Annotated in this window: 19 protein-coding genes; 7 read left to right on the top strand and 12 right to left on the bottom strand. The window is 63.4% G+C overall.

What is annotated here, in order from left to right; genetic code table 11:
* Positions 1-23: 23 nt before the first annotated feature.
* From V7Q53_RS06625 to V7Q53_RS06615, 3 genes are all read right to left on the bottom strand, one after another.
* On the bottom strand, positions 24-794 hold the full coding sequence (locus V7Q53_RS06625) for a FadR/GntR family transcriptional regulator (protein ID WP_333827677.1): 771 nt from the start codon (positions 792-794) through the stop codon (positions 24-26).
* A 72-nt stretch (positions 795-866) separates the two neighbouring features.
* Positions 867-1,508, bottom strand: a complete 642-nt coding sequence (locus V7Q53_RS06620; protein WP_333827676.1) for an OmpA family protein — start codon at positions 1,506-1,508, stop codon at positions 867-869.
* 196 nt (positions 1,509-1,704) lie between these two features.
* Complete coding sequence (locus V7Q53_RS06615) at positions 1,705-2,580, bottom strand: bifunctional helix-turn-helix domain-containing protein/methylated-DNA--[protein]-cysteine S-methyltransferase (protein WP_333827675.1); 876 nt, start codon at positions 2,578-2,580, stop codon at positions 1,705-1,707.
* A 218-nt stretch (positions 2,581-2,798) separates the two neighbouring features.
* Between V7Q53_RS06615 and V7Q53_RS06610 the strand changes: the two genes are divergently transcribed.
* The 4 genes from V7Q53_RS06610 (at position 2,799) to htpX (ending at position 6,693) form a co-directional block, all read left to right on the top strand.
* Positions 2,799-4,019: an MFS transporter gene (locus tag V7Q53_RS06610; protein WP_333827674.1), complete on the top strand. Its 1,221-nt coding sequence runs from the start codon at positions 2,799-2,801 to the stop codon at positions 4,017-4,019.
* Between the two features lie 37 nt (positions 4,020-4,056).
* The gene (gene nth / locus V7Q53_RS06605) at positions 4,057-4,701 is read left to right on the top strand and encodes an endonuclease III (protein ID WP_333827673.1); all 645 of its coding nucleotides are present in this window, start codon (positions 4,057-4,059) and stop codon (positions 4,699-4,701) included.
* Positions 4,698-5,687 carry an adenosine kinase gene (locus tag V7Q53_RS06600; protein ID WP_333827672.1) on the top strand — a complete coding sequence of 330 codons (990 nt, stop codon included), beginning with the start codon at positions 4,698-4,700 and terminating at the stop codon, positions 5,685-5,687. Before nth ends, V7Q53_RS06600 begins: the two co-directional genes overlap by 4 nt.
* 100 nt (positions 5,688-5,787) lie before the next feature.
* A complete protein-coding gene (htpX, locus tag V7Q53_RS06595) occupies positions 5,788-6,693 on the top strand; it encodes a zinc metalloprotease HtpX (RefSeq protein WP_333827671.1) in 906 nt (301 codons plus the stop codon).
* 3 nt (positions 6,694-6,696) lie between these two features.
* Here htpX and V7Q53_RS06590 read toward each other — a convergent pair whose 3' ends face one another.
* The 8 genes from V7Q53_RS06590 to V7Q53_RS06555 all read right to left on the bottom strand — a co-directional run bounded on the left by V7Q53_RS06590 (position 6,697) and on the right by V7Q53_RS06555 (position 14,053).
* Positions 6,697-7,371 carry a cysteine hydrolase family protein gene (locus V7Q53_RS06590; RefSeq protein WP_333827670.1) on the bottom strand — a complete coding sequence of 225 codons (675 nt, stop codon included), beginning with the start codon at positions 7,369-7,371 and terminating at the stop codon, positions 6,697-6,699.
* Between the two features lie 78 nt (positions 7,372-7,449).
* Positions 7,450-7,647 (bottom strand): hypothetical protein, encoded by a 198-nt coding sequence (locus tag V7Q53_RS06585; protein WP_333827669.1) that lies wholly within the window; start codon positions 7,645-7,647, stop codon positions 7,450-7,452.
* Entirely contained in the window at positions 7,622-8,617 is a 996-nt protein-coding gene (locus tag V7Q53_RS06580) for an ABC transporter substrate-binding protein (protein WP_333827668.1), read from the bottom strand. Before V7Q53_RS06580 ends, V7Q53_RS06585 begins: the two co-directional genes overlap by 26 nt.
* Before the next feature lie 35 nt (positions 8,618-8,652).
* Positions 8,653-10,512 (bottom strand): AMP-dependent synthetase/ligase, encoded by a 1,860-nt coding sequence (locus V7Q53_RS06575; RefSeq protein ID WP_333827667.1) that lies wholly within the window; start codon positions 10,510-10,512, stop codon positions 8,653-8,655.
* Positions 10,513-10,526: 14 nt separating this feature from the next.
* Positions 10,527-11,297 (bottom strand): ABC transporter ATP-binding protein, encoded by a 771-nt coding sequence (locus tag V7Q53_RS06570; protein WP_333827666.1) that lies wholly within the window; start codon positions 11,295-11,297, stop codon positions 10,527-10,529.
* Positions 11,294-12,094 carry an ABC transporter ATP-binding protein gene (locus V7Q53_RS06565; RefSeq protein WP_333827665.1) on the bottom strand — a complete coding sequence of 267 codons (801 nt, stop codon included), beginning with the start codon at positions 12,092-12,094 and terminating at the stop codon, positions 11,294-11,296. Before V7Q53_RS06565 ends, V7Q53_RS06570 begins: the two co-directional genes overlap by 4 nt.
* Positions 12,091-13,173 (bottom strand): branched-chain amino acid ABC transporter permease, encoded by a 1,083-nt coding sequence (locus V7Q53_RS06560; protein ID WP_333827664.1) that lies wholly within the window; start codon positions 13,171-13,173, stop codon positions 12,091-12,093. The genes V7Q53_RS06565 and V7Q53_RS06560 overlap by 4 nt, the downstream gene beginning before the upstream one ends.
* A gap of 4 nt (positions 13,174-13,177) precedes the next feature.
* On the bottom strand, positions 13,178-14,053 hold the full coding sequence (locus V7Q53_RS06555) for a branched-chain amino acid ABC transporter permease (RefSeq protein ID WP_333827663.1): 876 nt from the start codon (positions 14,051-14,053) through the stop codon (positions 13,178-13,180).
* A gap of 319 nt (positions 14,054-14,372) precedes the next feature.
* Here V7Q53_RS06555 and V7Q53_RS06550 point away from each other — a divergent pair, with 319 nt between their 5' ends.
* From V7Q53_RS06550 to V7Q53_RS06540, 3 genes are all read left to right on the top strand, one after another.
* Positions 14,373-15,458 carry a transglutaminase family protein gene (locus tag V7Q53_RS06550; protein WP_333827662.1) on the top strand — a complete coding sequence of 362 codons (1,086 nt, stop codon included), beginning with the start codon at positions 14,373-14,375 and terminating at the stop codon, positions 15,456-15,458.
* Positions 15,455-16,726 (top strand): phosphopantothenoylcysteine decarboxylase domain-containing protein, encoded by a 1,272-nt coding sequence (locus V7Q53_RS06545; protein WP_333827661.1) that lies wholly within the window; start codon positions 15,455-15,457, stop codon positions 16,724-16,726. The genes V7Q53_RS06550 and V7Q53_RS06545 overlap by 4 nt, the downstream gene beginning before the upstream one ends.
* 309 nt (positions 16,727-17,035) lie before the next feature.
* Complete coding sequence (locus V7Q53_RS06540) at positions 17,036-17,290, top strand: VPEID-CTERM sorting domain-containing protein (RefSeq protein WP_333827659.1); 255 nt, start codon at positions 17,036-17,038, stop codon at positions 17,288-17,290.
* A 29-nt stretch (positions 17,291-17,319) separates the two neighbouring features.
* On the opposite strand, the gene xrtE is transcribed toward V7Q53_RS06540, so the two are convergent.
* A complete protein-coding gene (xrtE, locus tag V7Q53_RS06535) occupies positions 17,320-18,915 on the bottom strand; it encodes an exosortase E/protease, VPEID-CTERM system (RefSeq protein WP_333827658.1) in 1,596 nt (531 codons plus the stop codon).
* Between the last annotated feature and the right edge of the window lie 6 nt (positions 18,916-18,921).

Below are 18,921 nucleotides of genomic sequence, written 5' to 3'. Positions count from 1 at the left end.
CGTAGCCCGATACGGCGCGCCGTTCAATCCCGCGCAAGCTCATGCTGGTAGCGCAGTCGCGCAATTTCTTCATTCCGCTGCGCCTTGCGCAGGTCGCTCAGGCTGTTTTCGACATAGGTCATATGCGCCTCGGCAGATCTGCGGGCCTCTTGCGGATCGCGCCCCTGAATGGCGTCATTGATGGCGCGGTGCTGTTCCAGAAGCTGGTCGCGCGTGATGCGCTGCTTGAACATCTGCTGGCGGTTGTAAAAGACCCCGGCGCGCAGCAAGTCGAACATGGCGCGCATCATGTGCAGCATGACGATGTTGTGGCTGGCCTCGATGATCGCAAGGTGAAATTCGGCATCCAGTTCCGCCTCATCTGACGGATCGCGCTTGGTATGCGCCGCCTCCATCTTGCGAAACACGGTGTCGATGACCATCAGGTCAGTGTCAGAGCCGAAGCGCGCCGCGCGGTCAGCGGCCATGCCCTCAAGGTCACGGCGAAAGCTGACATAGTCAAAAACCGCCTCTTCATGGCTAGCAAAAAGCTGGATCAGCGCATCGGAAAAGGCCGAGCCCAGCATATTGGCGACAAAAACGCCCGCACCGGCCTTGGTGACCAGCAACCCGCGTTCCTGTAATTCGGCAATTGCCTCGCGCAGTGACGGGCGCGAAACGCCCATCCGCTCAGCCAGCTCACGCTCCGAAGGCAGGCGTTCGCCGGGCCGCAAAAGCCCGCGCAGGATCAGAAGCTCGATCTGCCTCACGACCCCTTGCGACAGCTTTTCCATGTGAACCGGCTGAAATGGCATGGCTTCCCCCCTGATTGGTCAAGAGATATGACCGCTCAGGGGAAGAAACAACTGCCGTTTTCCGGCCCGCCCTCAGTTCGTCGGGCGGATGACGATTTCCACGCGACGGTTCTGCGCCCGGCCCGCTGCGGTGTCGTTGGAGGCAACCGGCTGCGTCTGGCCCGCGCCGCGCGCCACAACCCGGCGCGATGACACGCCCGATTCAATCAGAACGGCGGCAACCGAATCGGCGCGGCGCTCGGACAGGGACTGGTTATAGGCCATGGCGCCGGTGCTGTCGGTATGGCCGGTCACGATGATCGTGCTGTCGGGGTAGCGCTGAAGGTTGGCGGCGATCGCCCGCAGGTCGCTGCGCAGGTCGGCGCGCAGGGTCGCGCTGTCGGTGGCGAACAGGATGTCCTGCGCCATGGTCACCACGATCTCGTTGCCGGTGTTGCGCACGTCGATCTCATTACCCAGCTGCGCGCGCAGCTCAGCGGCCTGACGGTCCAGCGAAGCGCCGACAACCCCGCCCGCCACCGCACCGATACCCGCGCCAAGCAGCGCTTCGGGCAAACGGTTGCCCGAGCCGGTGGCGGCACCAAGCACGCCGCCGGCAATCGCCCCGGCGACAGCGCCCTGCTGGGTGCGGTTGGTGTTGGCATAAGGGTCGACAGCACAACCGGCCACCAGAGCGGTGGCTGCGGCAAGCGCAAGTACAGGTTTGAATGACATACCGGAAATCCCGTTGTTGAGTTCACGTTCGTGCTACATTAGCGCCAAGTGAGAACTCACAACAAGGCTATGGGTTTCCCCGCGCAGTCACGTTTCACTGATCCGGCTGCAATCATTCCCCATATTGCCAGCCTTGCAGGGCCAACGCGGCATAGTTCCGCTCATAGCGCCCCACAGGGCGCATCATGGCGCGGGCTCACGCGTCAGCCCGCGCGGCCTCCCATGCCAGCATCGCCCGCTTGACCGGCAGGCCCCAGTGATAGCCGCCCAGCCCCCCGGATTTGGCGATCGCCCTGTGGCACGGGATCAGCCAGCTGACCGGATTGCGCCCCACCGCCGTGCCCACCGCGCGCACCGCCTTCGGGTTGCCGACAACGCGGGCGATCTCGGAATAGGTGGTGACCTGGCCCGACGGGATGCTCAGCAAGGCCTCCCAGACCTTGATCTGAAAGGGCGCGCCGATCAGATGCAGCGCAGCCCCACCTTCCACCGCGCCCCCGCCGCCAAAGGCGGCCTGCACCCAGGGGGCAAGCTGCGCCGGGTCTTCGTGAAAACGGGCGCGCGGCCAGCGCCGTGCCAAATCGTCAAACGCCGCCTGCGTACCCATTTCGGCGGCAAAACCCATGCCGCACAGGCCGCGCGCGGTGCCCATGACAATGGTCGGACCAAAGGGGCTTTCGAACCAGCCCCAGGCAATCTCCAGCCCCGCGCCACCCTGCGCATATTCCCCCGGCGTCATCGCCTCCCAGCGCAGGAACAGATCGTGCAGCCGCCCGGTGCCTGACAGACCCGAGGACAGCGCGGTTTCCAGCACGGTGAAGCGCTCGGCCAGCAGGTGCCGCGCATGGCCCAGCGCCAGATATTGCTGGTAGCGCTTGGGCGAAACACCCACCCATTGCGTGAAAACCCGCTGGAAATGTGCAGCGCTCATCCCCAGCCGCGCCGCCAGTTCCTCCAGCGCAATCCGCTCACCGCCCGCCGCATCAATCTCGGCAATCGCGCGGGCGATCACCTTGTAATGATACCGCGCATCCTGATCCTGCGTCATGTCCCTGAAACCGGCCTGTTGCATTTTCTGTCCACAAATATCCTCCGGGGGGTGAATGCGCGCAAGGCGCGCAGAGGGGGGCGGAAAGCCCCCCTTCCCGGTTGCCTCCAGCTCTACCGGCACCCCCCGCTCCGCGCGACCCGGAATCTGCGCATTTATCGCCTGCCCCCGGGTTTCCGGGCTGGACCTTCCGGCGGCTTTGCGGTCACTCTCGCCCCAGCCCTCAGCCCGGTCAGCCAGCCATGCGCCTGCTTATCTCGTTCGCCGCCCTTTTCGTATCGGTCGCGCTTTTGCAACTGGGTCTGGGCGGCGTGGTGCCGCTGGATGCCCTTTCGGGCGCCGTGCTGGGTTTTTCGGCCTCGGAAATCGGCATGCTGGGGTCGGCCCATTTCGTGGGGTTCTTCATCGGCTGCTGGTGGGCACCGCGGCTGATGGGTGAGGTCGGCCATTCGCGCGCTTTTGCAGCGTTCACGGCGGCGGGCACCATCGGCATTCTGGCGCATATGATGATCACCAACCCCTATGCGTGGGCGGTAATGCGCATGTCATCGGGCGTAGCAGTGGCGGGGTGCTATACGATCATCGAGGCGTGGTTGCAGGCCAAAGTCACCAATGAAACCCGGGGCCGCGCGATGGGCGTCTACCGGGTGGTCGATATCCTTGGCTCGCTGGGGGCGCAGCTTCTGATCGGTGTGCTGGAGCCTGCGGCCTATGTCTCCTACAACCTGCTGGCGCTGATCTGCTGCGCTGCCCTGTTCCCGCTGGTCCTCAGCAAGGCCGAAGCGCCCGAGACCGGGCCCGCCCCCCGCCTGCGCCCCTCTCTGGCCTGGCACTATTCACCGCTGGCCGCCGCCGGGGTGGTGGTATCAGGCATCACCGGCGCGGCCTTCCGCATGGTCGGCCCGCTTTACGGGCTGGCGGTGGGGCTGGCCGCTGACCGGATCGCGCTGTTTCTGGCGGCCTATGTGCTGGGCGGCGCGGTGGCGCAGGTGCCGGTGGGCTGGCTGGCTGACAAGTTCGACAGACGGGTGGTGCTGATCTGGCTCTCGGTCGCCTCGACCCTCGCCTGCGCGCTGACGGTGGCCAGCGTGGGCGGCGGCGTGGTGGCGATCTTTCTGGCGGCCGGATTCTTTGGCTTCACCACCTTTCCGATCTATTCGGTCTCGGCCGCGCATGCCCATGACTTTGCCGAACAGCATGAGCGGGTAGAGCTGTCCGCCTCGCTGATGTTCCTCTATGCCGTCGGCGCCATCGCCAGCCCGATCATCGCCTCGGTCCTGATCGAGGTCTTCGGCCCGGCGGGCATGTTTGCCTTCATCGCAGTGGCGCATATCCTGCTGGTGGTGTTCGGCATCATCCGCATGCGCGCCCGCCCCGCGCCCGGCACGCGCACCCGCTATGTCTATGTCCCGCGCACCTCGTTCCTGATCGGTCGCCTGCTGCGCCGCAACAACAAGGACTAGTCTTGCGCCGCCCCCGCCCCCGTTGCAGAAGAGCGCCATGGCACGCCAACTGGATTACCTGACGATCCGCGAGATCTTTCGCCGCTTTCACGCGGCTGAGCCCGAGCCGAAGGGCGAGCTGGATCATGTCAACGCCTATACCCTGCTGGTGGCCGTGGCGCTGTCGGCGCAGGCCACCGATGTCGGCGTCAACCGCGCCACAAAAGCGCTGTTCCCCATCGCCGATACACCTGAGAAGATGCTGGCACTGGGCGAGGAGGCTCTGACAGAGCATATCCGCACCATCGGCCTTTACCGCAACAAGGCGAAAAACGTCATCCGGCTGAGCCAGATACTGGTGGACCATTTCGGCGGCGAGGTTCCCTCCAGCCGCGCGGCGCTGCAGTCGCTGCCCGGCGTGGGGCGCAAAACGGCCAATGTGGTGCTCAACATGTGGTGGCGTATCCCGGCGCAGGCGGTCGATACCCATATCTTCCGCATCGGCAACCGCACCGGCATCTGCCCGGGCCGCGATGTCGATACCGTCGAGCGCGCCATTGAAGACAATATCCCCGCTGAATACCAGCAACACGCCCATCACTGGCTGATCCTGCATGGCCGCTATATCTGCAAGGCGCGCAAACCCGCCTGCGGGGTCTGCCTGATCCGCGATCTCTGCCCTTATGAGGAAAAGACCCTATGAAGAAGTATCAGGTTGCCGGCATCGGCAATGCCATTGTCGATGTCATCACCACGGTCGATGACCATTTTCTGGACCATATGGGTATCCGCAAGGGCATCATGCAGCTGATCGAGCGCGAGCGCGGTGAGACCCTCTATGGCGCGATGGGCGCGCGGCAGCAGGCTTCCGGCGGGTCGGTGGCCAATACGCTGGCGGGCATCGGCGCGCTGGGGCTGCGCACGGCGTTTGTGGGGCGGGTGAGCGACGATGCGCTGGGACAGTTCTATGCCGCTGACACCGAAAAGGCGGGCACAGCCTTCATCAACCCGCCGGTTGCCGGGGGGGAGCTGCCCACCTCGCGTTCGATGATCTTTGTCACGCCGGATGGCGAGCGCTCGATGAATACCTATCTGGGCATCTCGGCCGAACTGGGGCCTGATGACGTGGACGAGGCCGCGATGGCCGATACGGAACTGCTGTTTCTTGAGGGCTATCTGTTCGACAAGGACAAGGGCAAGGAAGCCTTCCTGAAAGCCGCGCGCGCCTGCCGCAATGCCGGGGGCCGGGTGGGTATCGCGCTGTCTGATCCGTTCTGCGTGGACCGCCACCGCGATGATTTCCGCAAGCTGGTGGCGAACGAGATGGATTTCGTGATCGGCAATCAGCAGGAATGGGTCTCGCTCTATCAGGCGAATGACCTGCAGGATGCGCTGGATCAGGCGGCCCGCGACTGCCCGATTGTGGTCTGCACCCGCTCTGGTGACCCGGTGGTGCTGATCCATTCCGGCCACCGCGTTGAAGCGCCGGTGAACAGGGTAACGCCGGTCGATGCCACCGGCGCGGGCGATCAGTTCGCGGCGGGGTTCCTCTATGGTCTGGCGCAGGGGCACTCGCTGGAAACATCGGGGCGGATGGGTTGCATTGCCGCGGCCGAGGTGATCGGCCATCTGGGCGCCCGCCCGCAGGTTGACATGCTGGCCCTGTTCCGCGGCGAAAAGCTGGTCTGAACCGGCGCTCCCTTGCAGGCGCGAGGGGCGCGGCCCATATTCAAGGCCAGTATTTCTTTACTGTTGATAGTCCCGGCAGATGCCGAGAATGGAGCGTGCAATGAACGGTTACGTAAAGACCGCAATGCTGATGGCGGCGATGACCGCGCTCTTTCTGGGCGCGGGTTATGCCGTGGCAGGGGCAAGCGGGGCGCTGATCGCGCTGGTGATCGCGGCGGGCATGAATGCCATGGCCTGGTGGAACTCGGACAAGGCGGTGCTTCGGCTGCACAACGCCCGGCCCGTCGATGCCACCACCGCGCCGGAACTTCAGGAAATGGTGCTCCGGCTGGCCCGCGACGCCGGCATGCCTGCACCCAAGGTCTATATCATTGATCAGGACCAGCCGAATGCCTTCGCCACCGGGCGCAACCCAGACAATGCAGCGGTTGCGGCCACCACCGGCCTGCTGCAACGCCTCTCGAACGAGGAAGTGGCGGCGGTCATGGCGCATGAGCTGGCGCATATCAAGAATTACGACACGCTGATCATGACGATCACCGCCACCTTCGCCGGTGCCATCTCGATGCTGGCGAATTTCGCGCTTATCTTCGGGCGCGGGCGCAACCAGTCCAACCCGATCGCGCTGATCGCCATGATGATCCTTGCGCCATTGGCGGCGGCGGTGGTGCAGATGGCCATCTCGCGCTCACGCGAGTATGAGGCTGACAAGGTGGGCGCGGAGATCTGCGGCAACCCGCTGTGGCTGGCCTCGGCCTTGCAGCGCATTCAGGGGTTTGCCACGCGCATCGACAACGACAGTGCTGAGCGCAACCCGGCCACGGCGCATATGTTCATCATCAACCCGCTGCACGCGTTCAAGCGTGACAAGCTGTTCTCAACGCATCCCGCGACCGAAAACCGGGTCGCCGCGCTGGAAAAGCTGGCGGCTGAGATGGGCACCCCCCGGCGCAGCACTGCCATTCCCCGCGCCGGGCAAAGCAGCCGCCCGGGGCCGTGGAGCTGAAGGTCAGCGCGCCGCGAGCCAATCGAACACAGCGCCGCTTTCCGTCACCCAGCCCAGCACATTCTCGAAATTCCACAGCGTCGCCTGACGCGTGAAATCAGGGCCTGCGTGGTTCATCGCATCCGCGATCAGGATGGGCCAGTATTCGTTGAAAAACGCATTGCGCGCCGTGCTTTCGACGCAGATATTCGTGGCAATGCCGGTGAACAGCAGATGCCGGATACCGCGCGCTTTCAGAACCGCATCCAGATCGGTGCCTGTGAAGCCGTTGTAGCGTGACTTGCGTATGACAATATCGCCGTCCTGCGGCGCCAGCCCGTCAACGATCTGGCCATCCCAGCTGTCATCAATCAGCAGTGTGCCCGCAAGCTCGGGCCGCTCGCGCATCATCCGCAGCGCCAGTTCCTTGTGATAGGCGGGCGAGTCCGGCCCGCCCGCATCGCTCAGGTCAGGCTTGAATGACATCTGAAGGTAGATCACCTGAACCCCGGCCGCGCGCACGGCAGGCAGCAGGCGTTTGTGCAGGTCAATCACCGGCCCCGCGCCGGATATGTCATGCCCGGCCAGATCGAACATCCCGCCCTTGCTGGCAAAGGCGTTCTGCATATCGACGACAATCAGCGCGGTGCGGGCTGTGTCAGGCGTAACAGGTTCGGGGCGGGCGTTCAGTGGCGGCATGGGTCATCTCCTTTGATCAGACAATGCGACAAAGGAAAGGGGGCGGCAAGCCGCCCCCTCAGGCCCTGAAGCCCTTGATTACTCCAGCTCTTCGCGCGAAAGCAGCTCCCATGCGCCGCCGTTCACCACCGACATCGTGACGATATTGCCGCCCTGATGGTTTTCAGCCGAATAGCTGACCTGAACATCCAGCAGATCGTCGAAATAGTCGATCGTGTACATGCCATCCATGAAGCCTTCGACCGTCAGGTCAGGCCCCGCCGCTTCCAGCGCCATATGCAGCTGGCGTGCGGGCGGTATAGCCCAGCATTGCAAAACCGCCCGCCGGGTGGCCATAGGCGGCCTCATAGGCAGCCATGAACGCCGCCGGAGCCTCATCTTCAGCGCGGGCAACAAGGTCAACCCAGCCAGCCGCCGCATAAAGCCCATCGGTCACGCCGCCCGGAACCTGCGCCACGGCCTCAAGGAAACCCGCAGACGAAGTCAGGAACATCACGTCATCCCAGCCCAGCCGCTTGGCGGTGCCGACAATGGTGATGCCTGCGCGCACGCCCACAGCCTGCGTGATGATCTGGCACCCTTCCGAGCGCAGACGGCTCAGCGCGCCGACAAAATCCTGCTCGTCAGGGCGGTGGGTGGTTTCGGCGACAAAGTTGAGGCCCAGCATCTCGGCAGCATCACGGGTGCCCTGAACGATTTCCTCGCCAAACTCGGTCGGCAGATACATCGCGCAGATGTTCGTGGCACCGCTTTGCTCGTGCAGGTAGCGCACCCCGGCAACCATCTGGTCATAATAGCTGGAGAATGCCGAGAAGTTCATGCCCGGCGGTTCCGGCAGAATGTCACGCGCCGCGGTCAGCGGGTTGATATTGGGCACCTGCCGACGCTCCATCAGCGGGTAATGCGCCAGATTGTGGGGCGTCCCAAGGTTCAGCAGCATCGCAAAAACCTGATCACGCTCGATCAGCTTGTTATAGGCCTGCGTGGCACGCGGCAGCTGATAGCCGTGATCCTCGACGATGTAACGGATCGTGCGCCCATGCACCCCTCCCTCGGCGTTGAGCGCATCGAAATACAGGTTCGCACCGTTCACCGCCGGGGTGCTGACCGCGGCAAACACGCCGGACAGGTCATGCGCGCCACCGATCGTGATCTGGCTGTCGGTCACGCCCCGGGTCTGGGCATGCGCCCCGGCAGCCACTGCAAGCGTGGCCGTCGCGGCAAGTAGGGTCTTGAGATGCTTCATGGTTTTCCTCCCCATTTCAGGCCGGTCGGCCCAGTTCAATACATATCATCAATCAACGCCTTGTGGCGTTTTTCAACCGTCGCGCGCTTCAGTTTCATGGTCGCCGTCAGTTCCTCGTCTTCGGCGGTCAGCAGCACGTCGATCAGGCGGAAATCCTTGATCTGTTCCACGCGGGCAAACTCGCGGTTTACCGCATCCACCTCGCTCTTGATCAGCGCGATCACCTCGGGCGAACGACAGAGCGAGCGGAAATCCGAGAACGGCACCTTTTTATCCTGCGCGTGTTTCTCGACATTCTCCTGATCAATCATGATCAGGCAGGTCAGATATTTGCGCTTGTCGCCGATCACCACGGCATCCGAAATGTAATGGCTGAACTTCAGCCGGCTTTCGATCTCGGCGGGGGTGATGTTCTTGCCCCCGGCAGTGATGATGATGTCCTTCATCCGGCCGGTGATGGTCAGGAACCCGTCATCCATGCGCCCGATATCGCCGGTGCGCAGCCAGCCGTCTTCGGTAAAGGCCTCGGCAGTCTTGTCGGGCTTGTTCAGATAGCCGGTAAAGACGTTCAGCGCCTTGATCTGAATCTCGTCATCTTCGGCGATTCGCACCTGAACACCGGGCAGCGGGCGCCCGACAGAGCCGGTCTGATTGGCCTCCGGCAGGTTGATCGTGGCCACCCCGGCGGTTTCGGACATGCCGAACCCCTCAAAGAGCGGCACACCGATGGCATGATACCACCGCAACAGTTCGGGTGAGATGGGGGCAGCCCCGGTCAGGCCCTGTTGCAAACGGTCCATGCCCAGCATCCGGCGCAGGTTGCGCAGCACCAGAAAGTCCCAGATGTGAAACCACGCATTGGTGGCAAGCGGCACCGGCTTGCCCGCCAGCGTATAGGACGCGCGCGCCCGCCCCGCCCTGAGCGCCGTGGCAAAGGCCATGCGGCCAATCCAGGTGGCCTCCTGCGCCATGATCAGCACGCGGGAATAGACCTTTTCCCAGACCCGCGGCACAGCAACAAACCCGTGCGGCGAGACCTCGCGGATATTGTCGAAAACCGTCTCGGGGCTTTCGGCAAAGTTCACCGTCGAGGACACCACCAGCGGGGTGTAAAGCGACACGATGCGCTCAAGAATATGGCAGAGCGGCAGAAAGCACAGCTGCTCGGCCCCTTTGGAAAACGGCAGACCGTAAAGGCTGGCCTCCATCCCCGCCAGAATATTCTCCTGCGTCAGCATCGTGCCCTTGGGCATGCCGGTGGTGCCGGAGGTATAGACCAGAATCGCCAGATCTTCGGGCTTCACCGCGTCAATCTCGGCGTTGAAAAGCGCCTCATCATCATTCTGCCGCCCCAGTTCATAAAGCTCGGACAGGAGCATGCATTTGGGATGGCTGAAATTGTGCAGCCCTTCGGGGTCAAAGATGATGACCTTGACCAGCGAGGGCATCTGACCATCAACTTCCAGAAACTTGTCGAGCTGCTCTTCGTTCTCGACAAACAGGAAGCGGGTCTGCGAGTCATTCACCAGATAGGCAAGCTGGCTGGCGCTGTCGGTCGTATAGACCCCGGATGACACCGCGCCCATGCATTGCGCGGCCATGTCGCAATACATCCATTCCTTGTTATCCTCGGACAGGATGGAAACGACATCGCCGCGCTTCAGCCCCAGCGCGCGCAGGCCCATGCCGATCAGCCGCGCATGGGTCAGATAATCCTCCCAGCTATAGGTCTGCCAGATGCCCAGATCCTTCTCACGGTGGGCCGTGGTCGCGCCGTTCTCGCGGCACCGGGCGCGCAGAAGCGTCGCGATGGTGCGGTGCCCGTCAATCTGAAGCGGGCGCTGGCCGGGCTCGGCGTTGATACGCACACCTTTGAAGTCTTTTTGCGCTAGCATGGCTGTTCCTCCGCTCACCGCCATGTCTTCCTCTTCTTCCAGCGCCGCTCACCGCGCGCGCCCTCATTGGCATGACCCAGATAAAAGCTCTGAATGTCCTCAGACGCGGCCAGTTTCTCAGCCGAGTCGGACATGACGATGCGCCCCAGCTCCATCACATAGCCATGGTCCGCCAGATCCAGCGCCACGGCGGCGTTCTGTTCCACCAGCATCATCGTCACCCCCACATCCTTGTTCAGCCGCCTGAGGATGGTGAAAATCTCCTGCGTCAGCAGCGGCGACAGGCCAAGGCTGGGCTCATCCAGCAACATGATCCGGGGGCGCAGCATCAGGCCCCGGCCAATCGCCAGCATCTGCTGCTGACCGCCCGAAAGCGTGCCTGCCTCCTGCTGGCGGCGTTCGGCAAGGATGGGGAAGTACTCAAACACCAGATCGCGGTCGCGCGCGATTTCGGCCTTGTCCGAGCGGGTATAGGCCCCCAGCGCCAGATTCTCCTCAACCGTCAGCAGCGGAAACACCTCGCGCCCTTCAGGCACCTGAACGATTCCGCGCCGGACAATCTGATGCGGCTCCTTCCCCTGAATCTCTTCGCCGTCGAAGATGATCTTGCCCTTTTCGGGGTCCATGATCCCTGAGATGGTTTTCAGAAGCGTTGTCTTGCCCGCGCCATTGGCGCCAAGGACCGCAACAACCTGCCCCTTGCGCACCTCAAGGCTGACACCCCTGATCGCCATGATAGCGCCGTAAAAGGTTTCAAGGTTGCGCACTTCAAGCAGCACACTCATACCCGCTCCCCCTTGGCATTGGCGGTCTTGGATATGGCGCCGGTGCCCAGATAGGCCTCGATCACCCTGGGATGCGACTGCACCTCAGCGGGCGTGCCCTCGGCCAGTTTCCTGCCGCCATCAAGCGCCAGCACCCGGTCACAAACCTTGCTTACAAGGCCCATGTCATGCTCGACCATCAGCACCGTGATGCCCATCTGGCGGCGGATATCGTCAATCCACCAGCGCATGTCCTGCGTTTCCTCGACCGAAAGGCCCGAGGCAGGCTCATCCAGCAGCAAAAGGCGCGGCTTGGTGGCCAGCGCGCGCGCCAGTTCCACCACCTTGCGCACGCCGTAGGGCAGACCCGCGATCAACTGGTTGCGGTAGGGTTGCAGGTCCAGAAATTCGATCACCTCCTCAACCGCCAGCCGGTGCTCGCGCTCCTGCGCCCAGGAGCGGCCGATAAAAAACATCTCCTCGACCATCGTGGTGCGCCGCGCGCGGTGGCGGCCGATCAGCAGGTTCTGCAGCACTGTCGCCCGGTCGAACAATTCGATGTTCTGGAAGGTGCGGGCGATGCCCAGACGCGGCACCTCATGCGATCTGAGCTTGAGCAGGTCTTCACCGTCAAAGGTGATCGATCCTGCAGCAGGCCTGTAAAACCGCGAGATCATGTTGAAGACGGTCGATTTCCCCGCGCCGTTGGGGCCGACAAGGGCGTAAACCTGCCCCTCTTCCACCGACATCGTCAGATCATTGACCGCCGTGACCCCGCCGAATTTCAGCGTGACATTCTTCAGTTCCAGAAGGCTCATCTCAGGCGCTCCGTCTTGAGGTAGCTTTTCTGGCGGCGGAACATGTCGCGCCGGGCAAAGGGAAAAAGCTCCAGCCAGATGCGGATCTTCATCCAGCGCCCGTACAGGCCCATCGGCTCAAAGATGATGAAGGCGACCAGAAGCATGCCGAACACACCGATCTCAAGCCCCGGCACGTTGAAGCCGCGTCCCAGCTGGTCAGTCATGATGGACAGCGCCTGCGGCAGGAAGGCCACCACAATCGCCCCCAGAAACGCCCCGTGGATAGAGCCCAGACCACCGATCACAATCATCATCAGAAGCTGGATGGCGATCAGGAAGTTGAAGGTTTCGTTGTTGAACGCACCCGCGAACAGGCCCATCAGCGCGCCCCCCAGCCCGGTAATGGCGCAGGAGATGCCGAAAGCCATGGTCTTGGTGCGGGCGATGTCCACGCCCATCGCCTGCGCCGAAATCTCGCTGTCGCGCACGGCGGCGAATGCCCGGCCCAGCGGCGAGCGCAGGATGTTGCGGTAGATCAGCGTGACCACCAGCACCACCGCCAGCGCCAGGTAATACCATGCCTCAGGGTTGACCCAGCGGTTGATCTCATAGCCGAAGACCGACAGGTCAGGCGCGAACTTGCCGCTGACCCCGCCTGTCCAGGGTGACAGGATCACGATGATATCGTCTGCCAGAATCGCCAGCGCCAGCGTGGCGATGGCCAGATAGACCCCATGCAGCTTGAGCGCGGGAATGGCGATCAGCGCGCCGATCACCCCGGTGATGATGCCGCACAGGATGAAGGCAAAGACAAACGGCACCCCGGCTTCCATCAGGATCACGCAGGTATAACAGCCCATCGCCATGAAGGCCGAATGGCCAAGCGACACCTGCCCGGTCTGGCCCGTCAGCATCATCAGCCCCAGCCCGGCCACGGCCCAGATCAGCACATTGGTGACCTCGCCCAGATAGAAGCTGTCGAAAATTACCGGCAGCAGCAGCATCGCCACAAGAAGCGCGCCATAGAGGCTGAAGTTCCACCAGTCAGGGAACAGCCGGATATCGTGGTCATAGCTTGTCTTGAAATGAAAGCGCATGAAATCAGACCTTCTTGGTGCGAACCTGCGCGAACAGGCCGTGCGGGCGGAAGATCAGCACAAGGATAAGAAGGGCGTAGGGTGCGATCTGGCTGTATCCGGGGGGCAGGTAGCGTGCGGCGAAAGGCTCGATGATACCCACGATCAGCCCGCCCATCAGCGCGCCCGGCAAGCTGCCGAACCCGCCGATGACCGCCGCTGCAAAGGCCTTGATGCCGATGAAACCGGCTGAGATGTCGAGCGACCCTTTTGAGGCGTAAAGAATACCCGCCACGCAGGCGACAACCCCCGCCAGCGCCCAGACCGCGCCCTGCACCCGGCGGACCGGGATGCCCATGTAATAGGCCGCCATCTGGTTCTGGCTGGCGGCCTGCATCGCAAGGCCCAGTTTCGTGCGCTGAAAGAACTGCCACAGCAGCATCGTCATGATCAGCGTCACGATGATCACCGCGATATCGGCAAGGCTGAGCACCACACCAAACGCCCGGATATCGCCCAGCGCCAGCGGCGAATGCAGGTTCACCGGCTCATGCCCCCAGATGACCCCGGCGAAGAACCGGATCACGAAGCCCAGCGCGATGGTCAGGATGACAATGGCCGTCTGGTTCTGACCAAACATGTGGCGCAGCACCGCCAGATCCAGCAGATAGCCCAGCGCGCCCATGATCAGCAGCGCAATCGGCACGGCCAGCCAGAAATTGATGCCCATGTAATGCGGATTGACGAGGGTGAGCATCACGAAGGCGCCCAGCATCATGAAATCGCCCTGCGCGAAATTCACGGCCTCGGTGGCCTTGTAGATGAGCACAAAGCCCAGCGCGACCAGCCCATAGACACAGCCGTTGGCCATACCGCTCAACAGCAGTTGCACAAATTCCATTGAAGCCCTCCCAAGCCGTCACCTGACCTGCCCCCTGATTCTCTCAGGAAGCGGCTTTTTCTCAGGTGCTCATGAAAAGGATTGCCGCAAGCCTCTCACGATTCAACCGTTTTTCGCCGCTCCAGGGCCCCCGCGACGCAACGGAAAGGCGAAATGTGGCTCATTCAGGCGAAAAGAAGGCAAAAAAGTGTCATGCGTCGGCCAATTTGTCTTCTTAATCTAGCAGTTGAGGGGTATTCTTAACAGGAATCGCGCGACAGACCTGCCGCGGCAGGTTCTTTTCCATTTGTAATGCATCGCAGGAGCACGGGGAAACGAAATGACGACGCATTCTGCCGATCCGATCAACCCTGACTTGCTTAACGAGTTCGAAGATTCAACTTTGGGGCTTTATCTTGATGAAAATGCGGCGAGTGTGTTTCCGCTCGGTCGCGTTCGTCATCTTGCACCGGGTCAGGCATTGGGCGATCCCAATCCTTTCGCGCTGCATGTCATCCTCGCCGGGCGACTGGCCGGGCCGCGCAACTGGTACGGGCCGGGCAACCATATCGCCGCAACGGATGAAGAACTGCTCGCCGTTGACCTTCCCGCGCGCATCTGGACGCTGGACATGAAAAGCGCGGTCTGGACCAGTGCCGCCAACCGCCCGCTCCGCCGCGCGATGACCCATGCGCTTATCGCCGCCGACGCGGCCGAGGCGGCTGCGATTCCGCCCGCCAGACTGCCGGACCCGGAAACCCTGTGCGACATCGACCACCCGGAAATCCGGCGTTGCGCCGTGCGGTTGCGCCGCGCGACGCAGGCCGGCACCGCCGAAGCGATCCTGAAATTCGTCCAGCCCATGCCCTACCGTTTCGGCACCTGGCAGGAGCGCGCCTCGGACACACTCGCGCGCGGCACCGGCATGTGCACCACCAAGGCCAACCTGCAGGTAGCGCTGATGCGCGCGGCAGGGCTTGAGGCAGGCTTTGTGGAAATGCCGATGCCGATCTCCACGCTGGGCAGGCTGATGCCCTCCAGCTGGCTGACACTGATGCGCAGCTCCGTGCGCCACTACTTTGCCGCCGTGAAGCTTGGCGGGCGCTGGCATGCGGCGGATGCGTCCTATGACGATGCGGCGGTGGTCATCTATCTTGAATCGCTCCCGCATCTGTCGTGGCTCATGCCCTCGTTCCTGGGGGAAGGGCGGCCCTATGCCCCGGCAATTGAATCGGAAGGGACCGATCCGTTCGATATCACTGTGGTGCCGCATCTGAACGAAGAAATGGGCAAGCGCAGCCGCTTCCTGCCCCGCCATTTCGAGGCGCTGAACACCCGCATGGACCGCGCGCGGGGCACACAGCGCCATTGGGGCCGCATCGCCATCGAACAGGCGGCGCGTGAGGGAAGTGAGGCCCGGGCATGAAGCCATACGACTGGGATTTCAGCGCCCCCACCCCCTCGGGGATGGGGGATCACGATGTGCCCATGCTCTCGCAACGCCTTGCCGGGCGGAGCATCGCGCTGCTGGTAACCGGCGGCATCGCGGCGATGAAAGCGCCACAGATCGCGCGGGGCCTGCGCCGGCATGGCGCGCAGGTCGTGGCCTTTGCCAGCGAAGACGCGCTGCGCTACGTCGCCCGCGACACGCTGGAATGGGCAACGCTGGGACCGGTGGTCACCGGCCTGACCTGGGCGGCCGAGCATCTGTCGGATGGCGCACCCTTTGACGCCTATCTGGTTGCCCCCGCCACCCATTCGACCATCGCCAAGATGGCGCATGGCATCGGCGATACGGTCGTCACCTCTGCCCTGATCTCGGCCCTTGGACGGATGGAGCAGGGGCGCACCAAGGTGCTGGTCGCGCCCACCATGCACGGCACGATGCACAACGCCCAACTGGTGGACAATGCCCGCAGGCTTGCCGCGCAGGGCGTGCGCTTTATTGCTCCACGCGATGCCTATGGCAAGCACAACCTGCCGGATACCGAGCTTCTGTGCATCGCCGTGGGCCGCGCGCTGAGCACCTCGGCGCTGATCGACCGCAAGATCATGGTCACCGCCGGGCCAACCCCGGTGCCCATCGACGGCGTGCGCCGCATCGTCAACCGCTTTCGCGGGCGGCTGGGTGCGCGCGTGGCCGAAGAGCTGATCTGGCGCGGCGCCGATGCTGAACTGGTGCTGGGTGACGGTGCATGGCGCCCTTCGGCCCCCATTCCGGTAACCATCACCCGAACCTATGACGAGTATCGCGATACGGTCGTTGCCCGCGCCCGCGCGGGGCTCTTTGCGGGCGTCTTCTCGGCGGGCGTCGCCGACTACCGGCCAAAACAGGCGGTTCAGGGCAAGATCGCTTCCGGGCAGAGCAGCCTGATGCTGGAGCTGGAACCCACCGAAAAGGTGATCGACCTTGCCTGCCAGGCCGATCCGCTGATGCATTGCGTGGGGTTCAAGTATCTTGAGGGTGTCAGCGAGGAAGAGCTGATACGCGTCGCCGCAAAACGGCTGGACCACGCCGGGCTGGTGGTTGCCACCCGCGGTGAGGATACCCGCGGCACCGAGCAGCGCGCGCTCATGGTGGCCCGCGACGGTGTCACCGCGCTGGAAGACAAGCGCGCCATCGCCAGCGGCATCGCCGACTATCTTGAAGGGCTGGCGGGCGACAGGCCCGCCCTGCGCGCTGCCGCCGAATAACGGTCATCCGGCTTTCTTCACGGCGCGGGCCTGCAAAATGGCCCGCGCCGCAGTCCTTTCCGGCGCAACTAACCCCCGGAAACTGAAGTGATTCGCCCCCGCGCTGCCCCGGCTTTCACCATCCCCTGCGCGCGCCCCGCCGGATTGCCTGCCGCATTGGCAACGATCACAATTCATAGGTAATTATTGTCGCTATTATCGGTGCAAAGTATGAGTTTTCTTTACAATCACCTTGTCAGGGCTAGAGTAATGCCAGATCGAGAACCAGCATGGGCGGGCTCCGGTCAACGGGTGGATACGAGGTAAATCATGAACAAGTTTCTTCTGGGTCTCAGCGTCAGCGCGCTTTCCACCCTTGCCATGGCCGGTCCGATGATGGCGCAGACCTCCTCTTCTTCGGGCTGGTGGCTCTGGAACTGGCTGCGCCCCATCACCGGCGGCGGTGGCCATAACCACACACCGGCAGCCGTACCGGAAATCGATGCCTCGACCGGGCTTCTCGCCCTCGCGGCTGTTGCGGCGGCCCTGCTCTTCGTCTGGGAACGCCGCCGCCGCATGAGTTGACCGGCAGACTGACCGGCGTGCGGCTCACCTCAGATCCGCGCCAGATCTCCAGCCATCAGCGCCCACAGCGCAATCACCGAATTGGCGACGACATGGGCAACCATGGCGTCGCCAAGCCTGTTGCGCCGCAGCATGACCAGCGCAAAGATCACCCCTGCCACGAAGGCATCGATCAGGCGGCCATGCAGCGCCGCGAACAGCGCACTTGAGGCCACCACCGCCACAATCCTGCCCGCCATGCCGCCAAAATCCAGCCGCACCAGCAGGTAGCCGCGAAAGAACAGCTCTTCGACAATCGGCACCAGCACCATGGTCCCCAAGAGCCGCGCCACCACCCAGAAGGCCAGCGCCACACTGCCCAGCGTGGCAAGCCCGGCCATCAGCGCCGCTTCCGCCTCGCCCGGCGGGGGCTGCCGCGCTATCCAGGCCAGGCCCACCAGAAGCCCCGCGCCAACCGCAACCGGGTCAAAGGCCAGCTCAATCCGCGCCAGCACCCGGCGAAAGAACATCAGCGCCGCCAGCAGCACCAGCGCCTTGAGCGGATAGGCAAGATCCGGATGCAGCGCCACCGCCGAGGTCAGCACACCGGCCACCATGAAGGCGATGAACGGCAGAATGCGCGCCGCCAGCCAGTCCTCGCGCAGCGCCATCCGTGTGCCCGCCGCACGCTTACGCCGGTGCACCCAGGGCAACCACTGCACAACAAACAGCAGAAACAGCGCCAGCAGCGTGAAAAACAGCCAGCCCGCATAGCTGTGAAACCCGTTCACCGCCAGATCGGGGGAAACCCGCGCGCCGATCAGCACCAGAAGCGCGATCCTGAGCACATTGAGCAACCAGCTGAGCAAAAGGCCCAGCGGCAGCACGATCAGCCAGTAATGCGGAAAGCGCAGATCCCGGCGAAACAGGATTCCGTAGATCGCCACAAAGGCGCTCACCAGCGCGATCCCCTCCAACCCGGAGCACTGCCGCGCGATATGCACAAAGAACCCTTCTGCACCAAGAATGAAGGCCTCGGGATCGGCCTGCGCATCGGGTGTGAAAAGCGACAAGGTCAGAAACACCGCGACAAAGGTCAGCGCGGTCAGAAATTGCCAGTCCCACAGCGGCAGTATGACATCGGCTACATCCGGCACGGCAACAGCGACAAGCAGAATGATCAGCGGCGCATACCGCTCACCCTTCAGCCAGCGCCCCAGCGCGCCCAGCGGCGCCAGCAGCGCAATGCCGGTCACACTGGCCAGCACCAGACCGGCCAGCCAGGGGATCAGCGCCAGATGAAACACATCGGTCAGATTGCGCGCGCCGCCCAGCAGCGCAGGAAGCAGGATCAGCCCGACACCCGCCAGATGCGCCACCCACAGCGCCCCCGTGCGGCGCCCCTGCGGGCTGGCAAGGTGCAGCAGGCGCGCCCAGGCATCAGGCCGGGCCAGAAAGAACAGGTCAAACGCGGCAAAAGCCACGATCGCGCGCGCCACAAGGCTGCGCATGAACCGGCATGCGCCCTGTGCGCCGGTCTCGTGGCAATCAACCGTTGCAACGAACTGATAGACGAAGGCAATCGCCACGACTTCGACAAGCAGAATCGCGGCAACAGCAAGGAGGCGCTTCTTGTCGTTGTTCACGAACCC

It is taken from the genome of Pararhodobacter sp., assembly GCF_036802785.1.
GTDB lineage: Bacteria > Pseudomonadota > Alphaproteobacteria > Rhodobacterales > Rhodobacteraceae > Pararhodobacter.
The sequence above is the reverse complement of the archived record's forward strand: the minus strand, read 5'-3'. Positions and strand labels throughout refer to the sequence as shown.